Source organism: Kribbella soli, assembly GCF_004331345.1.
Classification (GTDB): Bacteria; Actinomycetota; Actinomycetes; order Propionibacteriales; family Kribbellaceae; genus Kribbella; species Kribbella soli.
Genome location: NZ_SJJZ01000001.1, coordinates 1383882 through 1406584, shown reverse-complemented (window position 1 = coordinate 1406584; position 22703 = coordinate 1383882). Strand labels below are relative to the sequence as shown.

At 68.3% G+C, this 22703-nt stretch carries 19 protein-coding genes; 10 read left to right on the top strand and 9 right to left on the bottom strand.

Annotated elements, in window-relative coordinates:
• The first annotated feature begins 116 nt into the window (after positions 1-116).
• Positions 117-1970: a hypothetical protein gene (locus E0H45_RS07010; RefSeq protein ID WP_131335420.1), complete on the top strand. Its 1854-nt coding sequence runs from the start codon at positions 117-119 to the stop codon at positions 1968-1970.
• A 15-nt stretch (positions 1971-1985) separates the two neighbouring features.
• Here the strand turns inward: E0H45_RS07010 and E0H45_RS07005 are convergent, their stop codons facing one another.
• Entirely contained in the window at positions 1986-3734 is a 1749-nt protein-coding gene (locus tag E0H45_RS07005) for a hypothetical protein (RefSeq protein ID WP_131335419.1), read from the bottom strand.
• A gap of 182 nt (positions 3735-3916) precedes the next feature.
• On the opposite strand from E0H45_RS07005, the gene E0H45_RS07000 reads away from it, so the two are divergent.
• From E0H45_RS07000 to E0H45_RS06980, 5 genes are read left to right on the top strand one after another with little or no spacing between them, the layout of a single operon-like run.
• Positions 3917-4840 (top strand): carbohydrate ABC transporter permease, encoded by a 924-nt coding sequence (locus E0H45_RS07000; RefSeq protein ID WP_130384868.1) that lies wholly within the window; start codon positions 3917-3919, stop codon positions 4838-4840.
• Positions 4830-5714 (top strand): carbohydrate ABC transporter permease, encoded by an 885-nt coding sequence (locus E0H45_RS06995; RefSeq protein WP_131335418.1) that lies wholly within the window; start codon positions 4830-4832, stop codon positions 5712-5714. The genes E0H45_RS07000 and E0H45_RS06995 overlap by 11 nt, the downstream gene beginning before the upstream one ends.
• Positions 5715-5734: 20 nt before the next feature.
• Positions 5735-7045, top strand: coding sequence for an ABC transporter substrate-binding protein (locus tag E0H45_RS06990; RefSeq protein ID WP_165546372.1), 1311 nt, complete (start codon positions 5735-5737; stop codon positions 7043-7045).
• A gap of 25 nt (positions 7046-7070) precedes the next feature.
• Positions 7071-8183, top strand: a complete 1113-nt coding sequence (locus E0H45_RS43835) for a Gfo/Idh/MocA family protein (protein ID WP_131335417.1) — start codon at positions 7071-7073, stop codon at positions 8181-8183.
• The gene (locus E0H45_RS06980) at positions 8183-9094 is read left to right on the top strand and encodes a DUF6807 domain-containing protein (RefSeq protein ID WP_131335416.1); all 912 of its coding nucleotides are present in this window, start codon (positions 8183-8185) and stop codon (positions 9092-9094) included. Before E0H45_RS43835 ends, E0H45_RS06980 begins: the two co-directional genes overlap by 1 nt.
• Positions 9095-9298: 204 nt before the next feature.
• On the opposite strand, the gene E0H45_RS06975 is transcribed toward E0H45_RS06980, so the two are convergent.
• Both E0H45_RS06975 and E0H45_RS06970 read right to left on the bottom strand, forming a co-directional pair.
• Positions 9299-10705, bottom strand: a complete 1407-nt coding sequence (locus tag E0H45_RS06975; RefSeq protein WP_131335415.1) for a sensor histidine kinase — start codon at positions 10703-10705, stop codon at positions 9299-9301.
• Between the two features lie 79 nt (positions 10706-10784).
• Positions 10785-11705 carry a phosphotransferase enzyme family protein gene (locus E0H45_RS06970; RefSeq protein WP_131335414.1) on the bottom strand — a complete coding sequence of 307 codons (921 nt, stop codon included), beginning with the start codon at positions 11703-11705 and terminating at the stop codon, positions 10785-10787.
• A gap of 216 nt (positions 11706-11921) precedes the next feature.
• Between E0H45_RS06970 and E0H45_RS06965 the strand changes: the two genes are divergently transcribed.
• The gene (locus E0H45_RS06965; RefSeq protein ID WP_131335413.1) at positions 11922-13316 is read left to right on the top strand and encodes a hypothetical protein; all 1395 of its coding nucleotides are present in this window, start codon (positions 11922-11924) and stop codon (positions 13314-13316) included.
• A 21-nt stretch (positions 13317-13337) separates the two neighbouring features.
• On the opposite strand, the gene E0H45_RS06960 is transcribed toward E0H45_RS06965, so the two are convergent.
• The 6 genes from E0H45_RS06960 to E0H45_RS06935 all read right to left on the bottom strand — a co-directional run bounded on the left by E0H45_RS06960 (position 13338) and on the right by E0H45_RS06935 (position 20231).
• Positions 13338-14540, bottom strand: coding sequence for a cytochrome P450 (locus E0H45_RS06960; RefSeq protein WP_131335412.1), 1203 nt, complete (start codon positions 14538-14540; stop codon positions 13338-13340).
• A gap of 218 nt (positions 14541-14758) precedes the next feature.
• A complete protein-coding gene (locus E0H45_RS06955) occupies positions 14759-15472 on the bottom strand; it encodes a hypothetical protein (protein ID WP_131335411.1) in 714 nt (237 codons plus the stop codon).
• Positions 15469-16251: a CPBP family glutamic-type intramembrane protease gene (locus tag E0H45_RS06950; protein ID WP_165546371.1), complete on the bottom strand. Its 783-nt coding sequence runs from the start codon at positions 16249-16251 to the stop codon at positions 15469-15471. The genes E0H45_RS06955 and E0H45_RS06950 overlap by 4 nt, the downstream gene beginning before the upstream one ends.
• A gap of 198 nt (positions 16252-16449) precedes the next feature.
• Positions 16450-17094, bottom strand: coding sequence for a response regulator transcription factor (locus tag E0H45_RS06945; protein ID WP_131335409.1), 645 nt, complete (start codon positions 17092-17094; stop codon positions 16450-16452).
• Positions 17085-18821: a sensor histidine kinase gene (locus E0H45_RS06940; protein WP_131335408.1), complete on the bottom strand. Its 1737-nt coding sequence runs from the start codon at positions 18819-18821 to the stop codon at positions 17085-17087. The genes E0H45_RS06945 and E0H45_RS06940 overlap by 10 nt, the downstream gene beginning before the upstream one ends.
• 153 nt (positions 18822-18974) lie before the next feature.
• Positions 18975-20231 carry an aldose epimerase family protein gene (locus E0H45_RS06935; RefSeq protein WP_131335407.1) on the bottom strand — a complete coding sequence of 419 codons (1257 nt, stop codon included), beginning with the start codon at positions 20229-20231 and terminating at the stop codon, positions 18975-18977.
• A 190-nt stretch (positions 20232-20421) separates the two neighbouring features.
• Between E0H45_RS06935 and E0H45_RS06930 the strand changes: the two genes are divergently transcribed.
• From E0H45_RS06930 to E0H45_RS06920, 3 genes are all read left to right on the top strand, one after another.
• Complete coding sequence (locus E0H45_RS06930; RefSeq protein WP_202872215.1) at positions 20422-21021, top strand: isochorismatase family protein; 600 nt, start codon at positions 20422-20424, stop codon at positions 21019-21021.
• Between the two features lie 4 nt (positions 21022-21025).
• A complete protein-coding gene (locus tag E0H45_RS06925) occupies positions 21026-21943 on the top strand; it encodes a GlxA family transcriptional regulator (protein WP_131335406.1) in 918 nt (305 codons plus the stop codon).
• A gap of 65 nt (positions 21944-22008) precedes the next feature.
• Complete coding sequence (locus E0H45_RS06920; protein WP_131335405.1) at positions 22009-22668, top strand: hypothetical protein; 660 nt, start codon at positions 22009-22011, stop codon at positions 22666-22668.
• Positions 22669-22703: the final 35 nt, after the last annotated feature.

Genomic DNA, 22703 nt, shown 5'->3' with positions numbered 1-22703 from the left:
TTACTAAAGCCAAGGTCTTGACCACGGTCGGTCCGGCGCAGAAAACTCGCCGCTGTTCCCGATGGTCGCGAGGAGTGCGTCTCACCATCCGCTGCAACTACTTCAGGAGTTCAGTCATGCACGTCAAACGTCGTACCGTTCTGCTCGGCGCGGCCGCAGCCGCTGGGCTCGCGCCCGCGATGATGTCGGCGCCGGCTCGTGCCGCCGGGCTTCCACTACTGGCGAATCTGCCGGCCGGAGCGCCCGATCGACGGCTGTTCGCGCCGGGGGAACAGCGGTTCGCGGGGTACCTGGTGATCCTCGCGCCGATGACCAACGACATCGTCGACACCGATCCGTACGGGTTCATGGGCGGCGGCTGGTGGCGGACGCCGTCTCAACCGTTCAACTCTCGGGTGCAGGAACACGTTTTCACGCTGAGCTGGTTCTACGCGAACAAGCGCGCCTGGAACCCGTACTACCGCGACAACGCACTGCTCGGCCGGCTCGACGCGGCCCTGCAGCACTACTTGGCTCTGCAGAACCCGGACGGCTCGTGGCCGGAGTACTCCCCGGGCGAGCGTGGCAAGGCGTCAAGCGGTTTCGGCATCGGCTACCTCGCCAAGACCCTGGCGAACCTGCGCCAGGGAGGTGCGTTGCCGAGCCGGCGGACCCAGCTGGAAGGTGCCCTGCGCAAGGGAGTCGACTGGTACCTGGACCCGGGCAACTCGGTCGTCTGGGACGACCCGTTCGAGTACACGAACCAGGCCGTCGCCGGTGTCGCGGGCTCGGCGCTCACCCTGCGGCTGCTCCCCGACCAGGCCCGGTGGACCAAGCTCCAGGACCGCATCCGGTTCGTCGCGAAGTGGGCGCAGAGCCCGGCCGGGTTCTTCTACGATCCGCGCGGGATGGACATCAACTACAACTTCGAGGTCATGCTCCCGGAGATGGCTGAGCTCTACCTCCAGACCAAGAATCCGCTGCTGGTCTCGATGACGCGCAAGTTCTCCGACTGGTTCGGCTACAACCTGCTCCGCGAACCGGACGGCTCCGGCTGGCTGACGTACTACGCCGTCTCCGACCGGACCTCTGTCGCCTTCTACGACGACGTGATCGCGGACCCGGACCGGAGCATCCTCGGCTCGCACTTCGTCCCCGCCGTACCGGACTTCGGAGCCTTCTTCACGTCCCGCGAGGACAAAGCGGCGACCCGGCAGGCGTGGGCCGCCGACGCGGCTCCGGTGCCGGCGCTGGCCAAGCAGGACACCTCGCCGCGCATCATCGCGCACGCGCCGTACGGCGAGACGCTGCCGACCCGGACCGCCAAGCGCGCCGCGATCGCGAACATCCCGTACCTGCGCCGGGACGACTTCACCGAGCGGCGCCACGACGACTACGGCAACCAGGACTACCTCTACGTACGGCGACCCGGCCTGTACCTCGGCGCCTTCTTCGGCGAGCGGCAGGGCAGCGCGGTCAAGGCCGGGACCGGATTCCTCTGGCACCCGGCGGCCGGCACCGTGATCCACGCGCAGCAGACCGCAACCGGCTGCTGGGGCACGGTCCGCGACGGCAAGGCCGATGCCGAGAGCAACCTGGTCGCGGAATACCCGTCGAAGGACCTGGTCCGCTACCGCACGCCCGACGGCTCGGTGTCGACCGAGCTCGTGATCGGCTCGCACTCGGTCAGCCGCCGGGTGACCGCGACGGGCGCCGCGACCGAGCAGGTCCCGCTGGTGCTCCAGCCGGGCGACGAGGTGGTCTTCTCGGACGGGACCGTCGTGCCGTACGGCGAGACCAGGACGGCGACTGCCGACGGCATCGTGATCCGTCGCGGACGTGCCACGATCACGATCACCTGGTCGGGACGGCGTACGGCGACGCTCAGCACCTCGTCGCGCACCTACCTGCGCGACCAGCGGCGGCGCGTCCACGTACTCCGGATTCCGCACGACGGCTCGCTCGAGACCGTCGTGCGGACGGCCAGGTAATCAAGGACCGGGCAGTCAGGAGGTGCGCAGCCGCAGCACCTGGCGGCCCGGCGTACGGCCGGTCAGGTACACGCGGAGTCCGTCCGGGGTGAGGCTGCCACCCAGGTAGGTGTAGCGCTCGCCCGGGTCCATGGCGACCCGGGCGGCGCCGTTGCCCGGGCCGAACTCGATCCGCTCCGCGCCGACCGTGTAGCTCCCGGTCCCGGACGTCAGCTGATAGTTGCCTGCAGCATCCAATGCGTCGACGCCGGAAAGCGTTCCGCCCGCGCGGAAACACAGCTCGATCGCGTACGCCGTCTCGTCGTCGGCGAAGTCGAACGTCAGGTCGTAGCCGCCGCCGACCTCGGTCACGGTCACCTCGGTCCGCAACGTCCGGTACTGCTTCGGCCGGTGCCCGAAATCCATCGCCGCGTAGAAGCGGCCGTCCGGGGCGAGGGCGTACTGGCCGTCCGAGCGGCGGTAGCGCTTGGGGAGCGGCAGGTGGTACGGAACCTTGACCTCTTGGGACAGACGGAAGGAGCTCGTACCCAGCCGGCGGAGCCCGTCGCTGCGGAAATGCCCGGTGCTGAAGAACTGCGGCGACAAGCGGACCGAGTCGAGGATCGCCGCGCCGTTGCGGAGCTTGAAGAAGGTCGGGTTCGTGGAGAGGCCCGACGAGATCAGTGGGAGGTCGTGGAAATCGGTGCCGCCGAACACCGTCGCGGTCCGCCCCTCCCGCCGGATCCGCACCGAGGCCTGCGACGGGTAGTGCTGCACGAAGTTCGTCGGAGCCGCTTCCGCAGTCGGGAGGACGGCGGACAGTTCCGGTCGCTCGAGCACCTCGGCCAGGAAATCGCCGAGCTCACCGGTGCCACGCGCTTCGATGCTCTTGGCAATGGTCGTGAATCGCCCGTCGTGCGTATGCAGTGCCAGCTCGCGGAACTGTGTCAGGTACCACCAGACCTCCCGCACGCCCTTCTGGTCCTGCCGCCGTGACGCGGTCGTGTCCACCTCGCCGTTCGGCTCGAGCAGGTACAGCGTCACGTCGAGGTTCCGCCGTACGTAGTCCAGCAGTTCCGGCTTGTCGCGCAGCCACGCGATCGTCAGCAGACACGGGTTGGTCACCTCGGCGGCGTACGTCGAACTCCGCTCGCTGTAGATCCCGTCCGGGGTCGCGTCGATGCCCTCGTCGAGCCAGTCGTCGATCCGCGCCGCGTACCGCCGGTCCGGGAACAGGTGGTTCGCCCGGGCCAGCGCCGCGGACACCTCCCAGCGGTGGTTCGGCGTGTGTACGCCGCCACTCGCCAACGCCGGCCCGGCCTTCTTGATCACCGAGGCCAGCGTCGCGCGCATCGACGCGGTCTCCGCCTGACCGTCCTCGTCGAGCAGCGCATACAGCGTGCACACGTCCTGGATCGCGAACGCGCTGTCCGGCGGCGAGTGCAGGTTGCCGACGTCGTACAGGCCGTCCTCGTGCTGCCGCGCGGCGAGCTGGTCGACCAGCCAGCCGAGCGGTCCGAGGAGGGTGGCGTCGTGGTGGTACGACGACCTTCCCCAGACGTAGCCGGAAACCAGCCGGCGGGCTTTGCGGGCCACGGTCCGGACACTGTCGGAAACGTTCTGAAAGTTGTCGAGCACGAGCGGAATCTGTTTCCGGTTCGCCTCGGTCAGCAGGGTCAGGAAGTCCTCGTCCACAGCTGCTACCTCAGCACGAGCCGCGGTGGGATGCAGCGCGCCGAGCGCAACTGTGGTCAGCGAACCGGTGAGAAACGTACGTCGCAGCATCGGGATCTCCCGTCGGTAAACGGTTGCCAAATGCTCAGAACTGTCGCGGCGGAACTTTGTCCTGTCAATACCTCGCAGCGGGTCCGGATCCGGTCGTTTCCTACATCGATGAACTCTTGCGGGAACCGGTTTCTTGTACTAGTTTGACCGGCCAAGGCAAGCGCTTTCCGAAGGTGGTGACCATGAGTGCGCTGGGCGAGCTGGGCAGTCTGAGGGGAAAGAAACCGGTAGGTCAGAAAAAGGACAACCTGGCCGGATACCTCTTCCTGGCGCCGTGGTTGCTGGGGCTGTTCCTGATCACGATCGGGCCGATGGTGGCCTCGCTGTACCTGTCCTTCACGGACTACAACCTGATCCAGGCGCCGAAGTGGATCGGCCTGGAGAACTTCACCCGGATGCTGTCCGACGAGCGGCTGCACAACTCGCTCCGGGTGACGTTCACCTACGTGTTCGTCTCGGTCCCGCTGCAGCTGGCGATCGCGCTGCTGCTGGCCGTCGTACTCGACCGCGGCGTCCGCGGTATGGCGTTCTACCGCTCGGTGTTCTACCTGCCGTCGCTGCTCGGCTCGAGTGTCGCGATCGCGATCCTCTGGCGGCAGGTGTTCGGCACCACCGGTCTGCTCAACCAGGTGCTGGACGTGTTCGGCATCGAGGGCAAGGGCTGGATCTCCGACCCGAGTACGGCGCTCGGCACCCTCGTCGTACTGAACGTCTGGACGTTCGGATCGCCGATGGTGATCTTCCTGGCCGGACTGCGGCAGATCCCGACGATGTACTACGAGGCCGCGTCCGTCGACGGCGCCGGCGTACTGCGGCGGTTCTTCAGCATCACGCTCCCGCTGCTGACGCCGATCATCTTCTTCAACCTGGTGCTGCAGATCATCCACGCGTTCCAGTCGTTCACCCAGGCGTTCGTCGTCTCCGGGGGCAGCGGCGGACCGTCGGACTCGACGATGTTCTTCACGCTGTACCTCTACGACCGGGGCTTCGGGAACTTCGACATGGGCTACGCCTCCGCGATGGCGTGGTTCCTGCTCGTGATCATCGGGGTCTTCACCGCCGCGAACTTCTTCGCCTCGAAGTACTGGGTGTTCTATGACGACTGAGACTCTGCACCGCAGCCTCGCCGCCCGCCGGGCCTCAGGAGTCACCTGGGCGCGGATCCGGCCGCTGGTGATCCACGTGCTGCTGGCCGGCTCCGCGCTGGTGATGCTCTACCCGGTGATCTGGATGGTGGTCAGCTCACTGCGACCGGGCAACGAGATCTTCCGCGATCCCGGGATCCTGATCAAGGACCTGCGGATCGAGAACTACCGGGTCGGCTGGCACGCGCTGACCGAGCCGTTCACCCGCTACCTGCTGAACTCCGGCATCGTGGTGCTCGGTTCGATCCTCGGCAACCTGGTGTCCTGCTCGATGGCGGCGTACGCGTTCGCCCGGCTGGAGTTCGCGGGCAAGAAGTTCTGGTTCGCGATCATGCTGCTGAGCATCATGCTGCCGATCCACGTCGTGATCGTGCCGCAGTACATCCTGTTCTCGAACCTGGGCTGGATCAACACGGTGCTGCCGCTGATCGTGCCGAAGCTGCTCGCCACCGACGCGTTCTTCGTGTTCCTGATGGTGCAGTTCATCCGCGGTATCCCGCGCGAGCTGGACGAGGCCGCCCGGATCGACGGCTGCGGCAAGGCCTCGATCTTCCTGAGGATCATCCTTCCGCTGATGGTCCCGGCGCTCGCCACCACGACGATCTTCACGTTCATCTGGACCTGGAACGACTTCTTCAGCCAGCTGATCTACCTGACCGACCCGCACATGTACACCGTTCCGGTCGCACTGCGGTCGTTCGTCGACTCGACCTCCAGTTCGTCCTGGGGCTCGATGTTCGCGATGTCGGTCGTGTCCCTCGTCCCGGTCTTCCTCGCCTTCCTGCTCGGCCAGCGGTTCCTGATCAAGGGCATCGCGACCACCGGCATCAAGTAACCCCCTGAAAGGTGCACCTCATGAGGCACATCCCACGCGGCCTACGGGCCCTGACCGCCGCCGCGGTCACCGTCACGCTGCTGGCGGCCAGCGCCTGCGGCGGCGACTCCGGTGGTGCGTCGTCGTCCGCCGACGGCGGCAAGGTCACGCTCCGATTCACCTGGTGGGGATCGGACACCAGGACGAAGCTCACCCAGCAGGTGATCGACGCGTACCAGAAGGACCATCCGAACGTCACGATCAAGGGCGAGTTCGGCGAGTGGTCCGGCTACTGGGACAAGCTCGCCACCACGGTCGCGGCGAACGACGCGCCGGACATCATCCAGATGGACGAGAAGTACCTGCGCGAGTACGCCGACCGCGGCGCGCTGCTCGACCTGAAGAAGGCCGACGGCCTGGACACCGGCAAGTTCGAGCCGGACACACTCGGCGCCGGTGAGTTCGACGGCGGCCTGTACGGGCTGAACGCCGGCATCAACTCGTTCGCGGTGGTCGTGAACCCGGCGGCCTTCAAGACCGCCGGCGTGGCGATCCCGGACGACAAGACCTGGACCTGGGACGACTTCGCGAAGACGGCCGCGGAGATCACCACCAAGACCGGCGGCAAGGTCACCGGCACCGGCGCACTCGGTACCAATGAGGCCGGCCTGAACCTGTGGGCCCGGCAGAACGGCGAGTCGCTCTGGACGAAGGACGGCAAGCTCGGCGTCTCGCCGGAGAAGACCACCGACTTCTTCAAGTACATCCTGAAGCTCCGGGATGCGAAGGCGATCCCGTCGGCCGAGGCGATCTCGCAGGACATGAACGCGTCGCTCGACCAGTCGGCGTTCGCGACCGGCAAGCTCGCGATGAGCTTCATCTGGAGCAACCAGCTGGTGGCCTTCAGCAAGGCGACCGGGCAGCAGCTGAAGCTGCTGCGGATCCCGAGCCCCGACGGCCAGGCCGCGAAGAACGGCTCGTACTACAAGGGCTCGATGTTCTGGTCGATCTCGGCGCGGTCGAAGCACCAGAAGGAGGCCGCGGAGTTCGTGAACTACCTGGCGAACAACACGGCGGCCGGTGACGTCCTGCTGGCCGAGCGGGGCGTGCCGCCGAACACCGAGGTCCGCGCCGAGGTGACGCCGAAGCTGAAGCCGGAAGACGCCGCGACCGCGAAGTTCATCCAGGACATCAAGCAGGATCTCGGTGACCCGTCGCCGGCGCCGCCGGTCGGTGGCGGCCAGGTGGAGAAGATCATCCAGCGGTACACGACCGAGGTACTGTTCGGGCGGCAGGCGCCGGATGCGGCCGCCAAGGCGTTCCTGAACGAGGTCAACGGGGAGCTCAAATAGTGTTGCTGACGGCAACTGATTGTCGATGACGGGGGCCCGCGTGGCCGTGGTGGGAATCCACGGCCACGGAGCCTCCCATGTACGCAACGTCGCCCGGCTGGCGGAGGCCGGCCGGGCCGAACTGGTGGCGGTCGCCGATCCGCAAGGTGCTGAAGACCTGCCCGCCGGTGTCCAGGTCTTCAGCGGCCTGGACGAGTTGCTCGCGGCGACCGAGGTCGACGTCGTGGTGATCTGTACGCCGATCCAGACCCACGTCCCGCTGGCCGAGCTGGCGATGCGCGCGGGCGCCGACGTACTGCTGGAGAAGCCGCCGACGGCGTCGATGGCCGAGTTCGAGCAGTTGTCCGCGGTGGTGGCCGAGACCGGGCGGGCGTGTCAGGTGGGCTTCCAGGCGCAGGCGTCGGAGGCCACGCTGAAGCTGGCGGCGATGATCGCCGAAGGGCAGCTCGGCGAGATCCGGGGCATCAGCGCGGTGGGGAAGTGGGTGCGCAAGGCCCGGTACTTCCAGCGCGCGCGGTGGTCCGGCCGGCGCCGGCTCGACGGCATCGACGTCGTCGACGGCGCGGTGACGAACCCGCTCGCGCACGCGGCCGCGGCGGCCCTGCTGCTGGACGGTTCGACCGGCGTGGACGACGTACGGTCGATCGAGACCGAGCTGTACCGCGCGAACCCGATCGAGTCCGACGACACCTCCGCGGTGCGAATCACGACCAGCCGCGGTACGCCGATCCTGATCGCGGTGACGTTGTGTGCGATCGATCATCTCGAGGCGACGGTGATCGTGCACGGGTCGGAGGGGCGCGCGGTCCTGACGTACCAGTCGGACCTGATCGGCGACACGAAGTACGGCAGAGCTGATCTCTTGGAGAACCTGCTCGCGCATCGGGCCGATCCCACGGTCCCGCTGTACGTGCCGCTGGCCGCGACGGGTGGGTTCACCCGCGTGGTCGAGGCGGTGCGGACGGCGCCGGACCCGGCGGTGATCCCGCCCGAGCTGGTGCGCTGGGAAGGCGAAGGACTGGAGCGCCGGCCGATCGTTCTCGACGTCGAGAACTGGATCGACCGGGCCTCGGACGAGCTGGCGCTGTTCAGCGAGATCGGGGCGCCATGGACGAAACCAGCGAAACAGGAGAGCTGATGACGCAGAACCTCGGCTGCAACCACGCTGTCGGCCGGTCGATCCAGGTCACGGCGGGCGGCGGCGAGCTGTTCACCTATGTGTACAAGGCGGACGACCCGCAGTACGAGTCGCCGCGACCGTACTTCCACCCGATCCGGACGCTGACCGGCGACCTGGTCAGCGTCTACCGCCCGTGGGACCACCTGTGGCACAAGGGCATGTCCTGGTCGTTGCCGCACTTCGGGCACGACAACTTCTGGGGCGGCCCGACGTACACCAAGGAGAACGGGTACAAGCCGCTCGGCAACAACGGCTCGCAGGACCACGACCGGGTCGACACGCTGGACGTGTCCGACGACGAGGTCCGGTTCGCGCACCAGCTGTCGTGGCACACGCAGGGCGGTCAGCACGTCGTCGACGAGTCCCGCACGATCACCGCGCGGCTCGCGGACGACGGCTGGGTGCTGGTCTACGAGACCGCGATGACGAACGTCTCCGGCGACCTCATCCAGATCGGCAGCCCGACCACGGCCGGCCGGCCGAATGCCGGGTACGGCGGGTTGTTCTGGCGTGGGCCGCGCTCCTTCACCAACGGCACGATCCTCGCGCCGCAGGGCAAGGGCGGCGACGAGCTCCGCGGGCAGCGCGCACCGTGGATGGGCTTCACCGCCCGCCAGGACGAGACCGACACCGCGTCGACGATCATCGTCGCGGACGCCGCCGACAACGTCCGCCACCCACCGGAGTGGTTCGTCCGCTCGGAGGACTTCGCCGCGGTCTGCCCCGCCCCGTTCTTCACCGAAGAACTCCCGTTCCCCGCCGACGACACCCTCCGCTTCCGGTACGCCGTACTCATCGCCGACGGCCTCACCGACGACAACCGCGCCGCGGCCCTCGCCGCCCAGGCGACCAAGGCCCTCGCCACCTAAGCCACCACCCCGCCAAGCCCCGCGGGCCCGCCGAAATCCCACCACCCCGCCAAGCCCCGCCGGACCCGCATTTGCCTGGCCCACCCACCAAATGGGGGGTTCCACACCCGCAACCAGGGTGGCGAACCCCCAACTTGGTGGGTGGGCCAGGCAAATGGGTGGGTCAGCCAAGCAAATTGGTGGGTGGGCCAGGCAAATGGGGGCTCAGCGGGGGAGGGCGAGGGTGAAGTTGGTGTTGCCGGGGGTTGAGGTGAGGGTGAGGGTGCCGTGGTGGGCCTGGGCTATGGACTGGGCGAGGGAGAGGCCTAGGCCGGCGCCGCCGGTGGCTCGGTTGCGGGCGGTGTCGGCTCGGGTGAAGCGCTGGAAGACGTTGGGGAGCAGGTCGGCGGGGATGCCGGGGCCGTCGTCGCGGATGGTGAGCAGGGCGGAGCGGTCGCTGCTGGTGGCGGCGACGGTGACCGTGGTGCCGGGCGGGGTGTGCCGGCGGGCGTTGGTGAGCAGGTTGGCGACGACCTGATGCAGGCGCTGCTCGTCGCCGATCACGATGATCGGTTCGGCCGGCAGGTCCAGCTCCCAATGGTGGCTGGGGGCAACGATTCTCGCGTCGGTGACCGAGTCGAGGGCGAGCCGGGACAGGTCGACCGGGCGGCTGTCGAGCGGCCGGCCGGCGTCCAGGCGGGCGAGCAGCAGAAGGTCCTCGACCAGTGACGCCATCCGGGTGGTCTCGACCATCACCTTGCCCATCGCGTGCGTGAACAGGTCGGGATCGCCCTGGTGCAGGCTCAGCTGGGCGTAACCGTGGATCGTGGTCAGCGGCGTACGCAGCTCGTGCGAGGCGTCCGCGACGAACTGCCGGACCTGCTGCTCGCTGCGATGCCGCGCGTCGAGGGCGTTCTCCATGTGCCCGAGCAGCGTGTTCAACGCGACCGCGACCTGACCGACCTCGGTGCGTTCGTCCGTGAGCTGGTCCGGCACCCGTGCGGTCACCCCGATCTCGCCGGTGTCGAGCGGCAGACCGGCGACCTCGCGGGCGGTCTGCGCGACGCGGCGCAGCGGCCGCAGTTGGCGCCGTACGACGAACACCGCGACACCGCCCGCGGTGAGTACGCCGATCCCGCCGAAGAGCGCCTCCCACCCGATCAGGCTGTTGATCGTGTTCTGGATGTCCGTGGTCGGGAGCCCGGTGATCACGGTCACCGCGTCGACGCTGGACGCGTGCACCCGGTACTCGCCGAGATCAGGCAGTTCGACCGTGCTGTTCTCGCCTGCGGTCACCTCGTCGAGTACGTCGATCGCCTGGTCGCTGAGTCCGGTCAGCTTCCCGTCGGAGGTGATCACATTGCCCGCCGCGCCGGTCGGGGTGACGTACAAGGTCACCGTGCCCGCGTCCTGCCCGTGCGGCGCGTCCGCCGGCGGCCCGTTCATATCGCCCTTGGTCAGCGCGTTGATCGCGCGACCCTGCGTCGCCTCGACCTTCCCGTCCAGTTGCCTGGTCAGGTACGAGCCGATCGCGGCGGTCGTCAGCGCGCCGATCACGAGACTCATCACCGCGACCAGCACCACCATCGCCGCCGCGACCCGAACACTCAACGAACGCGCCGCAACCCTCATGCACCCAGAATGTGCGGCCAGTCCTCGGGGTCGCTTGGCGTTTCCTGGGACCTTGCTGTGAACGTCAGAACAGGGAAGGTCAGAGCAGTACGTCGGCCGCCGCGCGCAACCCGTCGAGCTCGGTCGCGGCCCAGCCCTCGTCGCGCGACTCCGAGCCGCGCCAGCGTGGCTTGTCGACGATGTGGAAGTACAGGTTGAAGATGCTGCCGGCGACCTGCAGGTAGGGGATCGCTGCCTCGTCCTCGGGCGTGATCGGCCGGCATGCGGCGTACCCGGCCTTGAACGCGTCCCAGTGCGGCGTCGTCGCGACGCCGCCGAAATCCGCCGCCAACGGCCCGACCGCGGCGAGGTCGAAATCGAGCAGCAGCAGTCCCTGATTGGTCAACAAAACATTGTCCATCGTGACGTCGCCGTGGCAGGTTCCTGCCTTTGAGTACTGCGCGAGGTTGTTCCGTACAGCACCGGCAAGAGACCGGAGCAGGTTTTCCTCCGTGGCGTCCACGGCGAGGATTTCCTCGAGCGGCATGTCCAGCCGGTGAACGAGATCGGCCGGAGACCGATAGTACGGCGACGTGTAGTTGTCGGCGGCATCGTGGAATGCCGCGAGTTGCCGGCCGAAGTCGGCGTACAACTCGTCGGTGAACGGCGGTCCCGGCTTGCTGCCCTCGACGTACCCGAGCAGGGTGAACGGCCGGGGACCTTCGGGTGTCTCGAGGAGGCCGACGGTGTCGCCGTCGGGCAGCGGGAGGACCGGCGGAGCGGGTACGCCGGACGCGCGCAGATGCTCCGAAAGCCCTGTCTCCCAACGGATTTCGTCCGGTCCGCGGCCGTCGTACCGATAGAGCTTGAGGACGTAGCGGGCGTCGTCGGTGGCCAGCTCGTAGACGTCGTTCACCAGCGAGCGGAGCAGCGTGCAACTGGTGAAGGCGAGGTGGTAACGCGTGCCGAGCTCCGCCGCCAGGGCCTCCGGGTCGGGGAGCGAGCGGAGCGTCGGGATCATGGAGCCGACCCTACGATTCACGGAGCGGACCCCACAACGCGTTTGAATTGACAGGTTAGAACCGGGGCCGGAGTGGGGAGGTTCGAGACGTTTCCGGATTCGCCTCCCCTTTCGGGGCCGGAAACCGGTAGCCTCTTGCAGCGCGCTATATGGGGGCCGCCGTACCACCCACCCGACGAACTGCCGGAGAGCCCAAACCGGTCAGGAGTGCACGTCTTGCAGGAGAACACCAGCACAACCAGTACTGGCGAACTGGCCAACGTACCCCTCACCGGTGCGGACAAAGTCGCCTACGCTTTCTACGCGACCGCGGCTGCCGCGGCGCTGGTCGGCCAGGTCTGGGCCGGCGTGACCCATATCCCCTGGCCGGACAACGGCTTCTCGCAGCTGCTCAAGATCGTGCTCGTCACTCCCGCGGTCGCGGTGCTCGAGCTCGGTGGTGTCGCGACCGCGGCACTCGCCGACCTGCGCCGCCGCAAGGGCGAGCAGGCCTACGCGTACCGTGCGATGTCGTTCTTCGCGGCGCTCGTCGCGGTCGTCTTCAACGTGGTCGGCCACTGGCGGCCGGAGGAGCGGTTCCTGGCCTTCGGCTTCGGCGGTCTGTCCGCGTTCGCGTACGTGCTCTGGCTGATCCACAGCTCGGCCCGTCGCCGCGACGCGCTCCGTCGTGCGGGCCAGATGCGCGAGACCGGCCCGGTGTACGGCGTCGTCCAGTGGGCCCGTGAGCCACGGGTCACCTGGCTGGCCCGGTCGCTGGCGATCGAGCACGGCTACGGCCTGTACGAGAGCCTCCGCGCGGCCCAGCACCAGATCCGGAACAAGAGCCGCCGGGACGCGATCGCCGGCACCGTCGCGGAGTACATCCGTTCCGAGCACCAGGACGAGCGGCTGGCGAAGATCGCCGAGACGACGTACGACCCGGACCGGCTGGCCGGGATGCTCGAGGAGCGGATCAACTACGAGGTCATCACCAACAAGCTGACCAAGGCGATCTCACCGCCGCCGGAGCAGTCCGAGGACCGTCCCGCCGTACCCGCCGCCGTATGGGTGCTCGAGGGCGGGCAGCCGCGGCGTGCGGACGGCTCCGGGGTAGGACTGCGTGACGACGACGCCTGGACCGGCGAGCTGATGGCGATCGTCGACCAGGACCCGACCGACAGCGGGAACGTGTCCGAGGCGGTTGTCGTCGAGGACGAGGGCGAACCGCAGCACGTCGTCAACGGTACGGCGGGTGGCCTCAAGCCGCTGGCTCCGCAGCCGAAGGCCGAGCCGGTGGTCCAGAAGCCGCAGCCGCCGTCCCCGTTCGCCACGGTGACGGACACCGAGCCGCCGGCGCTCATCAGGACACCGAAGGTCGAGCCGGTACTGCCGGACCCGGCGCCGGTCGTCATCGCGAAGGCCGAGCCGGAGCCGGTGGAGGACAAGCCGGAGCCGACCGTGCTGGAGAAGAAGCGGATGCGGGCCTTCGCGCTGCTGTCCGACTGGCCGGACGGCCGTGAGCGCAGCGCGAAGACACTCGCCGACGCGATCGCGTCGAGCGAGCCGATGGCCGCGCGCTTCATCGAGCAGTACGAGACCGAGCACGGAGTCGTGTTCGCCTCGCAGAACTGAATCACCAGCTGCCGGTGGACCTCAGACGCTGAGGTTCACCGGCAGTTCTGCGAGACCGCTGACCAGCACGCGGCGCCACTCGAGCTCTTCGGCCGGCTTCGCGAGGCTCATCTGCGGGAAGCGCCGGACCAGCGCCGCCAGTGACTCCTGCAGCTCGATCCGCGCCAGTTGTGCGCCGAGGCAGAAGTGCGGTCCGAAGCCGAAGGACATGTGCTTGTTGTCGCGACGGTCCAGCCGCAGCTCGTCCGGGGCGTCGTACGCCCGCGGGTCGCGGTTCGCGGAGTTGAGCGCGGCCATCACCCCTTCACCGGCCTTGATCTGTACGCCGTGCAGCTCGACGTCCTCGATCGCGACCCGGAGCTGGCCGACCTCGCTGAACCTGTTGAACCGCAGCAGCTCCTCGATCGCCGACGGAATCAGTTCGGGCTCCTCGACCAGCCGCGCCCAGTTCTCCGGCCAGCGCAGCAACGTGGCGACGCAGCTGGAGATCTGGTTCGCCGACGTCTCGTGGCCGGCGACCAAGAGGTTCACGCCGAACGCGATCAGCTCCTCCTGACTCAGCCGATCGCCTTCCTCACGTGCGCGGACGAGCTCGTCGAGCAGGTCCTCGGCCGGCTCGTCGGTGTTCGCGAGCTTCTTCGTGACCAGATCCTCGATGTAGGCCGTGAGGTTGGTCATCGCGTCCTCGACGAGGTCCTTCTCGGCCATCTTCATGCTGTACCCGAGCTCCGTCCACTCCCGGAACTGCTCGCGGTCCGCGTACGGTACGCCGAGCAGCTGGCAGATCACCTGGATCGGCAACGGCAACGCGACCAGCTGCCTGATGTCGGCGCCGTCGCCCGCCTGCGCGACGTCCTCGGCGAGCTGCGCGGACAGCTCCGCGACCCACGGCCGGGTCTGCTCGATCTTCCGGTGCGCGAACGTTGGCACCACCAACCGTCGGAGCCGGCTGTGCTCCGGCGGGTCGGTGGTGGTCAGGCTGTTCGGCATCGGCTTGGCCAGCGCGACCCGTGGTGCGCCTTGCTTCACCACGGCGGCGCGGGAGAACCGCGGATCGGCGAGCACCAGTTTCACGTCGTCGTTCCGCGTCACCAGCCAGACCTCGGCGCCCGCGAGCGTCCGCACCCGCGCCACCGGCCGGTTCTCCCGCAACTCGGCGAACGTCGGCGACGGATCGAACCGAAACGCGTCGTCGAACGGAATCTGCAGAACCGGTTCGCTCATGGCCCCAACTCTAGGCAGCTTAGGTAACCCTTCGCTCATCACGGCGCGTCGGTTGTGGACCCGGACCGCCAGGCCATCACATCTGCTGCTCTCCAGACCCGGCAGGCGTGCGCTGGTCCTGGCCGAGTCATTGTGATGGCCTGCGGGTCCGCTGCCATGCTGGCCGGCCGACTGATCGAGCCGTCCGAGGTAGCAGCGCTGGTGGTTCCACGCCACCCCTAGTCGCTGAAGGTGCGGCGGGTGGTGATGGTCGAGACGACGACGGCGGAGCCGATCAGCAGTAGGAGGGCGGCGCCGATCAGGGCGCCGATTGTGATGCCCTCGACGGCTGGGAGGGTGCCGCTGACGCTCAGTTCGGCGTCGACCTTCTGAGATCCGTCGGCGTTCATGAAGACGACGGACCAGTCGCCGCCGCGGGCGGTCCAGTTGAGGGTTTCGGTGCCGGAGGCGACCCAGAACGTCTGGTCGGCGGGCGGGGCGGCCGGCTTGTCGCCGGGCCGGGCAGTGGTCGTCAGGTGGAAGGGATCGACGTCGAAGTCCGCGACCTCGTCGTGGCTGACTCCCTTGAGGTACGCCGCGACGTCGGCGGCCGGACCGATGCCGATGAAGACCGGCGTACCGGACGTCGACTTGGTTTCGATGCGGACCTTGCCGAGGAAGTCGTCGGTGTAGAAGGCGTCCGGCCCGACGCCGCCGATGTCGAGCCCAGGCGCCGACAGCGCGTAGGTGCTGGTGCTGACCCGCTCTGGTCCGGCGGTGAAGTATCCGTCGCCGTCGCGTTGATGCTGCGCCCAGAGTCCGACGCCGCCGACAGCGAACAGGGTGACGCCGACCAGGGCCAGCAAGGCACCCATGACGACCAGCACGGTGCGCCAGCCGCTCCAAGCGCGATCGACGGGAGGGGTACGAGGGGGAATCGAGGTGGTGGTCATGACACTGGCTCCTTGACGTCGATGGCTGTGGCTGGTGCGGGGGTGGTCCAGAAGCGGCGGTTGGCGATCAGCAGGCCGATCGCGACTGCCCACCAGACCGCGACGTACAGCCAGGTCTCGCGGGTCAGGTCCGAACCGGCGGGCCAGAGGTCGCTGGTGTTGATGCTGCCTTCGGTGGCATGCGCGATGAGGGTGATGAGCACGCTGCCGGCGGCGTGGTTGAACAGCCACGCGTACCAGAAGGTGACGCCGAGCGTGGTCAGCGCTTCGAAGGGCTGCAGGCCGAACGAAGAGATGAAGAACAGCGGCAGGTGCCAGCCGGTGATCGCCACGGCCAGGATCGCGGTCGAGGCGAGCGGAGTACGGCGCGACTGGAGCTTGGGCTGTGCGTAGCCGCGGAAGCTCGGCTCTTCGCTGAACGGGCCTCCGGTCGGGTCGATCATGATCATGCCGACGACGACGGCGAGGCCGTACCACGGCGTGAACTGCCCGGTGTTCGGAGCGGGCGCACCGAGTGCCTGGTTGAGCGAGATCGTCACCAAGTGCACGAGCAGCGGTACGGCGATCGCGGCGACGTACCAGATCCAGCGGACCCGCCAGCGGATCAACCGGGCACCCATGGATCGCAGGCCGGCGACACCTTCGGTCAGGTAGACGACGACGAGTGCGGCGACCAGGGCGCCGGGAGCGTAGAAGCTCCCGAACGGGACGCCTGCCCAGGCCAGCGCATAGGCCAGGACGAAGAAGCTGACGACGGGATGATTGCGGATGAAGGTCATGACGGATCTCCTGGGAATCGCAGGTGGCTGGGGACTTGGTGCACGGTCCGGCCGGCGTGGCGGGTCGGGTTCGTTCTGCATCACGCGGGATTTGTGCACTGTTTCCTCCAGGGACGGGGTCTACGTCGAGACTCGCGTTTCCGGGCGCGTTCGGGAGACCGGGCGACCGGTGGAGGAGGGGTTCGGGTTTCTGGTGTGTCAGGCGCGCAGGTAGACCAGCACGGCCAGCACCCGGCGGGATTCGCTGCGGGTGGACGGGATGCCGAGCTTGGTGAAGATGCCGGAGACGTACTTCTCCGCGGCCCGCAGCGTGATCGTCAGCGCGTCGGCGATGCCCTGGTTCGAGGCGCCGGTCGCCATCAATTCCAGGGCTTCCCGCTCGCGCGGAGTCAGTACGGCGAGCGGATCGTCACCGCGCCGCCGTTTGAGCAGCGTGGAGACGATCTTCGGGTCGACCGCCGAACCGCCGCCGGCCACCCGCCGTACCGCGCCGACGAAGTCGTCCACGTCGCTGATCCGGTCCTTCAGCAGATAGCCGACACCTTCGGCGGACTCCGACAGCAGCTGCATCGCCAGGCCGAGTTCGAGGTACTGCGACAGCACCAGGACGCCGACCCCCGGATGCTGCTCGCGGATCCGCAGGGCGGCGCGCATGCCCTCGTCGTTGTGCGTCGGAGGCAGCCGGATGTCGAGGATCGCAACCTGCGGCGGGAAGCTGCGGACGTACCGCAGCAGGTCGTCGGCGTTGTCGTACGCCGCGGCCACGTCCAGGCCGGCGCTCTCGAGGATGCGGGTGAGTCCCTCGCGCAGCAGCACGCTGTCCTCGGCGATCGCTACTCGCATGGGAACTCCGCTTCCAGCCGGGTCCCGTGGCCCGCCGGACTCCAGATCCGCAACTGACCGCCGACGGCCTCGACCCGGTCGGCGAGCCCGCGCAGCCCGGTCCCACGCTCGGTGTCCGCGCCGCCCACGCCGTCGTCGATGACCGTGAGGACGATCGCGTCCGCCGACCGAGTGACACGGACCGAGGCGGTGGTCGCCGCCGCGTGCTTACCGATGTTCGTGAGGCTCTCGCTGACGACGTAGTACGCAGCGATCTCGACGCGTTCGGGTAGCCGTCCGTCGATCGCGACGTCGAGTTCGACGGGTACGGCGGCTTGTGCGGCCAGTGACTCCAGCGCGACCGCCAGGCCGTGGCCGGTGAGCACAGCGGGATGGATGCCGCGCGCCACGTCACGTAACTCGTCCAGGGAGACGGCGACCTCGCGCTTCGCCTGCAGCAGCCGTGCAGCGGTTTCGCTGCTGTCCGTGGAGCTGTTGGCGAGCAGCCCGAGTTCGAGCGCCAAGGCCACCAGGCGCTGCTGTGCACCGTCGTGCAGGTTGCGTTCGAGCCGCTGCCGTTCCTTCTGTTCGGCGTCGACGACCCGGGCCCGCGAACCTTGCAGTTCCTGCAGACGGGCACGGAGCTCCACCTGCAGCCTGTTGTTCTCCAAGGCGATCCCGGCCGCCGCCGCGACGGCGTCGAGCAGTTCGCGTTCGTCCTCGAGCGATCGGTCGAACTCCAAGGCGATGATCGGTTCGTGGTCGCGGTGGATGATCCGGGTCGCACGTCCCTCGTCGGTGCTCCGCAAGGTGACGGCATGACCGTCCGGATCGGCCCAGGTTCCGTACTGAGGTAGCCAATAGGCCAAGGTGAGGGAGGGGTCGTGCAGGGCACGCGCCAGGGGCTCGCGCAGATCGCTGGTCGGGTGCGCGCGCAGTTCCATCAACAGAGCGCCGACGTCGGTGCGGGCCAGTCGGGCGTCCAGCAGGCCCAGCAGGAAGGCGGCCGGCGCGAGGCCGAGGGCGGCGAACGTGATGTGCCGGACCGTTTCGATCTGTGGCCAGCCGCGCAGACCTGCGACGTACAGGAGCGCAAGCATCACCAGTGCGAGTCCGAAGGTGTCGACCAGCAGCGTCACCGGACGTCTCCGCGCGAGGCCCGGGCTTGGTCGGCGTACCAGGAGCAGGGCCGCGCCGATCAGCAGCAGAACGCTCATCGCGATCAGCTGGAACTGCTCGATGCGGCTCGCGAGCGCCGGTTGGGCTGCGATCGCGAGCAGGCTGTCCGGATTGCTACCGAGCAGGATCTTCGCCAGTTGGAGAACCACGACGTTCACGTAGCCGGCGATGACCACCACCTGGCGCGGGCGGGTCGTCAGCTGCCCGGTCGGATAGGCGAGGAAGACGTGCAGGAACATGGCGGACGGCACCATGTCGAGGAGGTTGCCGAGCGAGTGCAGCGCGGGCAGCGACGACCACTGCAGAGCGGTCAGAGCCATCACGAACGCGGTGGTGATCATCAGCGGACCGAGGCGGCTCTCCGGTCGACGCCACCACGCGATCGTTCCGCTGATCAGGTACGGGATGGTGATCCAGTTGAACAGGAACGCCTGCAGGCCGGGCCGGACCAGTTCGTCGCCCGCCATCGCGAGCGCGATCGAGGCGAGCAGCGTGCCCAGACCCAGTACGACGGCGGCCCACAGCACCCACGGCCCGGGACCGCGGGCGCGTGCGATCGCCGGTGCCACCACCTGTCACCCCCACCCCTGACCAGCGTGCGCCCGTTGCAAAGGCCAGGCAAGGGGGCGGAACGACAGGAGGTGGTCCCGCCAGGACGGGACCCCTCGCCGTGTTCACCCTCGGCCGACCCGGTGTGGGCCGACTACCTCCTGTCCTTCGGGCTACTTCGTGCCGAAGGAGTAGATGGTGGTGGACTTGTAGGTCTCGCCGGGGCGGAGGACCGTCGACGGGAAGTTGGAGTGGTTCGGGGAGTCCGGGAAGTGCTGGGTCTCGAAGGCGAAGGCATCGCCTTGGCGGTAGGCCTTGTTGCCGATGCCGAGGAACGTGCCGTCGAGGAAGTTGCCGCTGTAGAACTGGACGCCCGGCTGGTCGGTGAGCACCTCGACCGTGCGGCCGTGCTCCGGCTCCCAGAAACGCCCCGCGAGTCGCAGGCCGTTGCTGTCCGGCTGTCCGCCGATCACGAAGTTGTGGTCGTACCCGCGGCCGAAGATCAGCTGCTGGTGATCGCCGCGGAGCCGCTTGCCGATCGCGGTCGGCCTGCTGAAGTCGAACGGCGTACCGGCGACCGGCGCGATCTCGCCGGTCGGGATCAGCGTCGCGTCGACCGGCGTGTACTTCGGCGCGTTCAGCTCCAGCACGTGGTCGTAGATGGTGCCGTTGCCCTCGCCGAGCAGGTTGAAGTACACGTGGTTGGTCAGGTTCACGATCGTCGGCTTGCCGGCCACGGTCGCGTGGTAGTCGATCCGCAGGTCGTCGCGCTTGTCCAGCGTGTACGTGACGGTGCTGGTGAGCTCACCAGGGAAGCCCATCTCGCCGTCCGGGCTGACGTAGGTGAACGCGACGCCAACGGCCTTGTCGCTCTGGACGACCTTCGCCTTCCAGACCTTCTTGTCGAAGCCGAGCGTGCCCCCGTGCAACGCGTTCTCACCGTTGTTGACCGGGATCTGGTACGCCGTCCCGTCCAGGGTGAACTTGCCCTTGGCGATCCGGTTGCCGTACCGCCCGATGGTGGCCCCGAAGTACGGGCTGAGCGCGGCGTAGTCCGGCAGGTTGTCGAAGCCGAGGCTGATGTTCGTGGTCTTGCCGCGGCGGTCCGGCGTCTCGACCCGCTGGATGGTCGCGCCCCAGGTGAGCATCGAGATCGTCACCCGGCCGTTGGTGAACGTGTAGACGTCGACCTTCTGACCGTCCGGAGTGGTGCCGAACGGGTCCTTGCGGATCTCGAGCTTGCCGTGGTGTGCGCCCATACCCGTCAACTTATCTGGAGCATGTGACGTCGACTTATCCGGCGTACCAGCAGTCGAACTGGCCTGGGTACTGGCGTCCGCGGTGCTAGCGAGCGCGCCCGCGGCGGCGGCACCGAGGCCCAGGGCGCCGGCGGTCCGCAGGACCTGACGGCGGGGCAGGTGATCGGGCATCGCAATCCCCTCAATCGTTGTAGAAGCAGACCTGGGCACGATAAGCACGCCGGAGGAGTGTTTGGAACAGTTCGGAACGGTGTGAATTCGTCCGATCTCTCCGCGTTGTTGCCGGTCGTGACCAGATCGGTCCGGTCCGGGGCCTGATCGAGCCTTCAGCGGTACGTCGTTCGCGCGCGAGGATGAGGTCATGAGCCGAACCGCACTGATCGTGATCGACGTCCAGGAATCGTTCCGGGTCCGCCCGAACTGGCAGCTGGTGAACCACCCCGACATCGCCGAGCGGGTGGACCGCCTCGTGCGTGCCGCCCGGGACAAGGGCGATCTCGTCGTCTGGGTGCTGCACACCGAGCCGGGGACCGGTGGCGCGTTCGACCCGGCCAACGGCCACGTCCAGCTGATCGACGGTCTCGAACCGTTGCCGGGGGAGCCGATCCTCACCAAGACGTCGCACAACGCCTTCACCACAACGAATCTGCAGCAGCTGCTGACCCAGCACGGCGTCGGCGAGATCGTTGTCTCCGGCATCCGTACCGAGCAGTGCTGCGAGACCACCGCACGCGTCGCGTCCGACCTCGGGTACGACGTCGTGTTCGTCACCGAGGCGACCGCGACGATGGCGTTGGCGCACTGGTCGATCCGCGACGAGGCGACCATGGACGAGATCCTCGCCGATCCGCGGACCCTGACCGCGGAGCAGGTCGTCGAGCGCACGGAGTACGCGCTGGCCGGCCGGTTCGCCACCATCCGGACGCTCGACGAGCTCACCGGCGTACCCGTGTCATCCTGACCGGATGCGCCCTACCCGCGTGGTCTTCGTACTGGTGCCGAGGCTCCACTTGCTGGATCTCGCCGGGCCGGCGCAGGTGTTCACGACGGCGAACGACTTCGGGTACGGCTACGAGGTCTCGTACGTCGCCGAATCCGAGGAGATCGGGACCGCTCAGGGCGTGCCGTTGCGGGCCCAACTGGAGTGGCCGGAGCTCGATGCGGGGGACCTGGTCGTCGTACCGGGATGGCGATCCCCGCGGTTGTCGCCGGAGCCGCCGATCGGACTGGAGTTCCGGCAGCGACTGCGTGCGCACCACGCGGCGGGCGGGTCGGTCGCGAGCGTCTGCTCGGGCGCCGACGCGCTCGGGTGGGCGGGCCTGCTCGACGGGCGGCGCTTCACGACCCACCACGACCTGACCGACGAGTTGGCTGCCCGCTACCCGCGGGCGATCATCGTGCGGGACGTGCTGTACGTCGAGGACGATCGCGTCATCACCTCCGCCGGAATCGCGAGCGGTATCGACCTCGCACTGCACCTGGTCGCGGTCGGCCGTGGCGCCGAGGCGGCGGCCCGGGTCGCGCGCGAGATGGTCGTCTACGCCCGCCGCAACGGCGACGAACTGCAGGAATCCGCGATGCTCCGCCACCGGGGTCACCTCAACGACCTCGCGCACCGCGTCCAGGACGTCATCGACGCCCGGTACGCCGACCGGCTGCCGCTGACCGACCTGGCCGGACAGATCGGCGTCAGCGAACGCACGCTGACCCGCATCTTCACCGCCGCCACCGGCCTCACCCCGCTCCGGTACCAGCAGCTCCTCCGCCTGGAGCGAGCCGAACACCTCATCGGCCACGGCACCACTGTCGAGTCCGCCGCCCGCACCGTCGGCTTCGAGGACGCCCGGATGCTCCGCCGACTCCGCGGCAGATCCTCCGTCTAGACCAGAACAACTTTTTCCGGGAGTCGCACGTCTACTCGTACAACCAACCGACGAGGGGACGGGACATGAGGTTTGCTGGGGGCATGCGCCGAGGTGTGGTTGCGACCGGTGTGGCGACAGGAGTGCTGGCCGTTGGGCTCACAGCCCTGGCGACGCAGGGGGCGGACGCCGGTACGACGTCTGCGACGGCGCTGAGCCGGTCGCAGATGCTGACCGTAGGCGAGGTGAAGAAGGCCGACGCGCGGCGGGACTGGATTCGGCAGGTTGACAGGGGGATCCTGCCGAAGACGTACTGCGGACCGGCGTCGACCGAGGGCAAGCGAGTCTCGGCGCGGATGGCCCGTGGGTTCACCGACGAGATGGACGCGTACGGCGCGCAGTACGTCAGCCAGTACGCGAACGCGGCGACCGCGCGGGCGGCGTACAACTCGATCATCGCGACGCTGAAGAGCTGCACGTACAGCAAGCCGGCGCCGACGCACGCACGGAAGATCACCGAGAACCGCGTGGTCAAGGGGGCCTCGGGCGACCTCACGCAGGTGATCCGCTGGCACGACTACCCGAAGCCGAACGACCCGGGCAGCGAGGCGGGCGGGTTCCCGTACGCCGTCACGCTGAAGGGCCGCAACGTGTCGGTGCTGGCGTTCAGCGAGATGGGCCCGGGCGTACCGGCGCCGAACTTCGACAAGCTCGCGCGCCAGGCGGCGGCGAAGGTCAGCCGCTGAACTTCGCGCAGGAGGCACGGGGACGGCGTGCGGGG

Excerpts from the sequence above, each read along its gene's own strand:
- E0H45_RS06950 (WP_165546371.1), bottom strand. The coding sequence starts at position 16,251 with ATGACCTTCATCCGCAATCATCCCGTCGTCAGCTTCTTCGTCCTGGCC.
- E0H45_RS07010 (WP_131335420.1), top strand. The coding sequence starts at position 117 with ATGCACGTCAAACGTCGTACCGTTCTGCTCGGCGCGGCCGCAGCCGCT.
- E0H45_RS06970 (WP_131335414.1), bottom strand. The coding sequence starts at position 11,705 with ATGATCCCGACGCTCCGCTCGCTCCCCGACCCGGAGGCCCTGGCGGCG.
- E0H45_RS07005 (WP_131335419.1), bottom strand. The coding sequence starts at position 3,734 with ATGCTGCGACGTACGTTTCTCACCGGTTCGCTGACCACAGTTGCGCTC.
- E0H45_RS06935 (WP_131335407.1), bottom strand. The coding sequence starts at position 20,231 with ATGCCCGATCACCTGCCCCGCCGTCAGGTCCTGCGGACCGCCGGCGCC.
- E0H45_RS06930 (WP_202872215.1), top strand. The coding sequence starts at position 20,422 with ATGAGCCGAACCGCACTGATCGTGATCGACGTCCAGGAATCGTTCCGG.
- E0H45_RS06995 (WP_131335418.1), top strand. The coding sequence starts at position 4,830 with ATGACGACTGAGACTCTGCACCGCAGCCTCGCCGCCCGCCGGGCCTCA.
- E0H45_RS06980 (WP_131335416.1), top strand. The coding sequence starts at position 8,183 with ATGACGCAGAACCTCGGCTGCAACCACGCTGTCGGCCGGTCGATCCAG.
- E0H45_RS43835 (WP_131335417.1), top strand. The coding sequence starts at position 7,071 with ATGACGGGGGCCCGCGTGGCCGTGGTGGGAATCCACGGCCACGGAGCC.
- E0H45_RS06975 (WP_131335415.1), bottom strand. The coding sequence starts at position 10,705 with ATGAGGGTTGCGGCGCGTTCGTTGAGTGTTCGGGTCGCGGCGGCGATG.
- E0H45_RS06925 (WP_131335406.1), top strand. The coding sequence starts at position 21,026 with ATGCGCCCTACCCGCGTGGTCTTCGTACTGGTGCCGAGGCTCCACTTG.
- E0H45_RS06955 (WP_131335411.1), bottom strand. The coding sequence starts at position 15,472 with ATGACCACCACCTCGATTCCCCCTCGTACCCCTCCCGTCGATCGCGCT.
- E0H45_RS06990 (WP_165546372.1), top strand. The coding sequence starts at position 5,735 with ATGAGGCACATCCCACGCGGCCTACGGGCCCTGACCGCCGCCGCGGTC.
- E0H45_RS07000 (WP_130384868.1), top strand. The coding sequence starts at position 3,917 with ATGAGTGCGCTGGGCGAGCTGGGCAGTCTGAGGGGAAAGAAACCGGTA.
- E0H45_RS06945 (WP_131335409.1), bottom strand. The coding sequence starts at position 17,094 with ATGCGAGTAGCGATCGCCGAGGACAGCGTGCTGCTGCGCGAGGGACTC.
- E0H45_RS06920 (WP_131335405.1), top strand. The coding sequence starts at position 22,009 with ATGAGGTTTGCTGGGGGCATGCGCCGAGGTGTGGTTGCGACCGGTGTG.
- E0H45_RS06960 (WP_131335412.1), bottom strand. The coding sequence starts at position 14,540 with ATGAGCGAACCGGTTCTGCAGATTCCGTTCGACGACGCGTTTCGGTTC.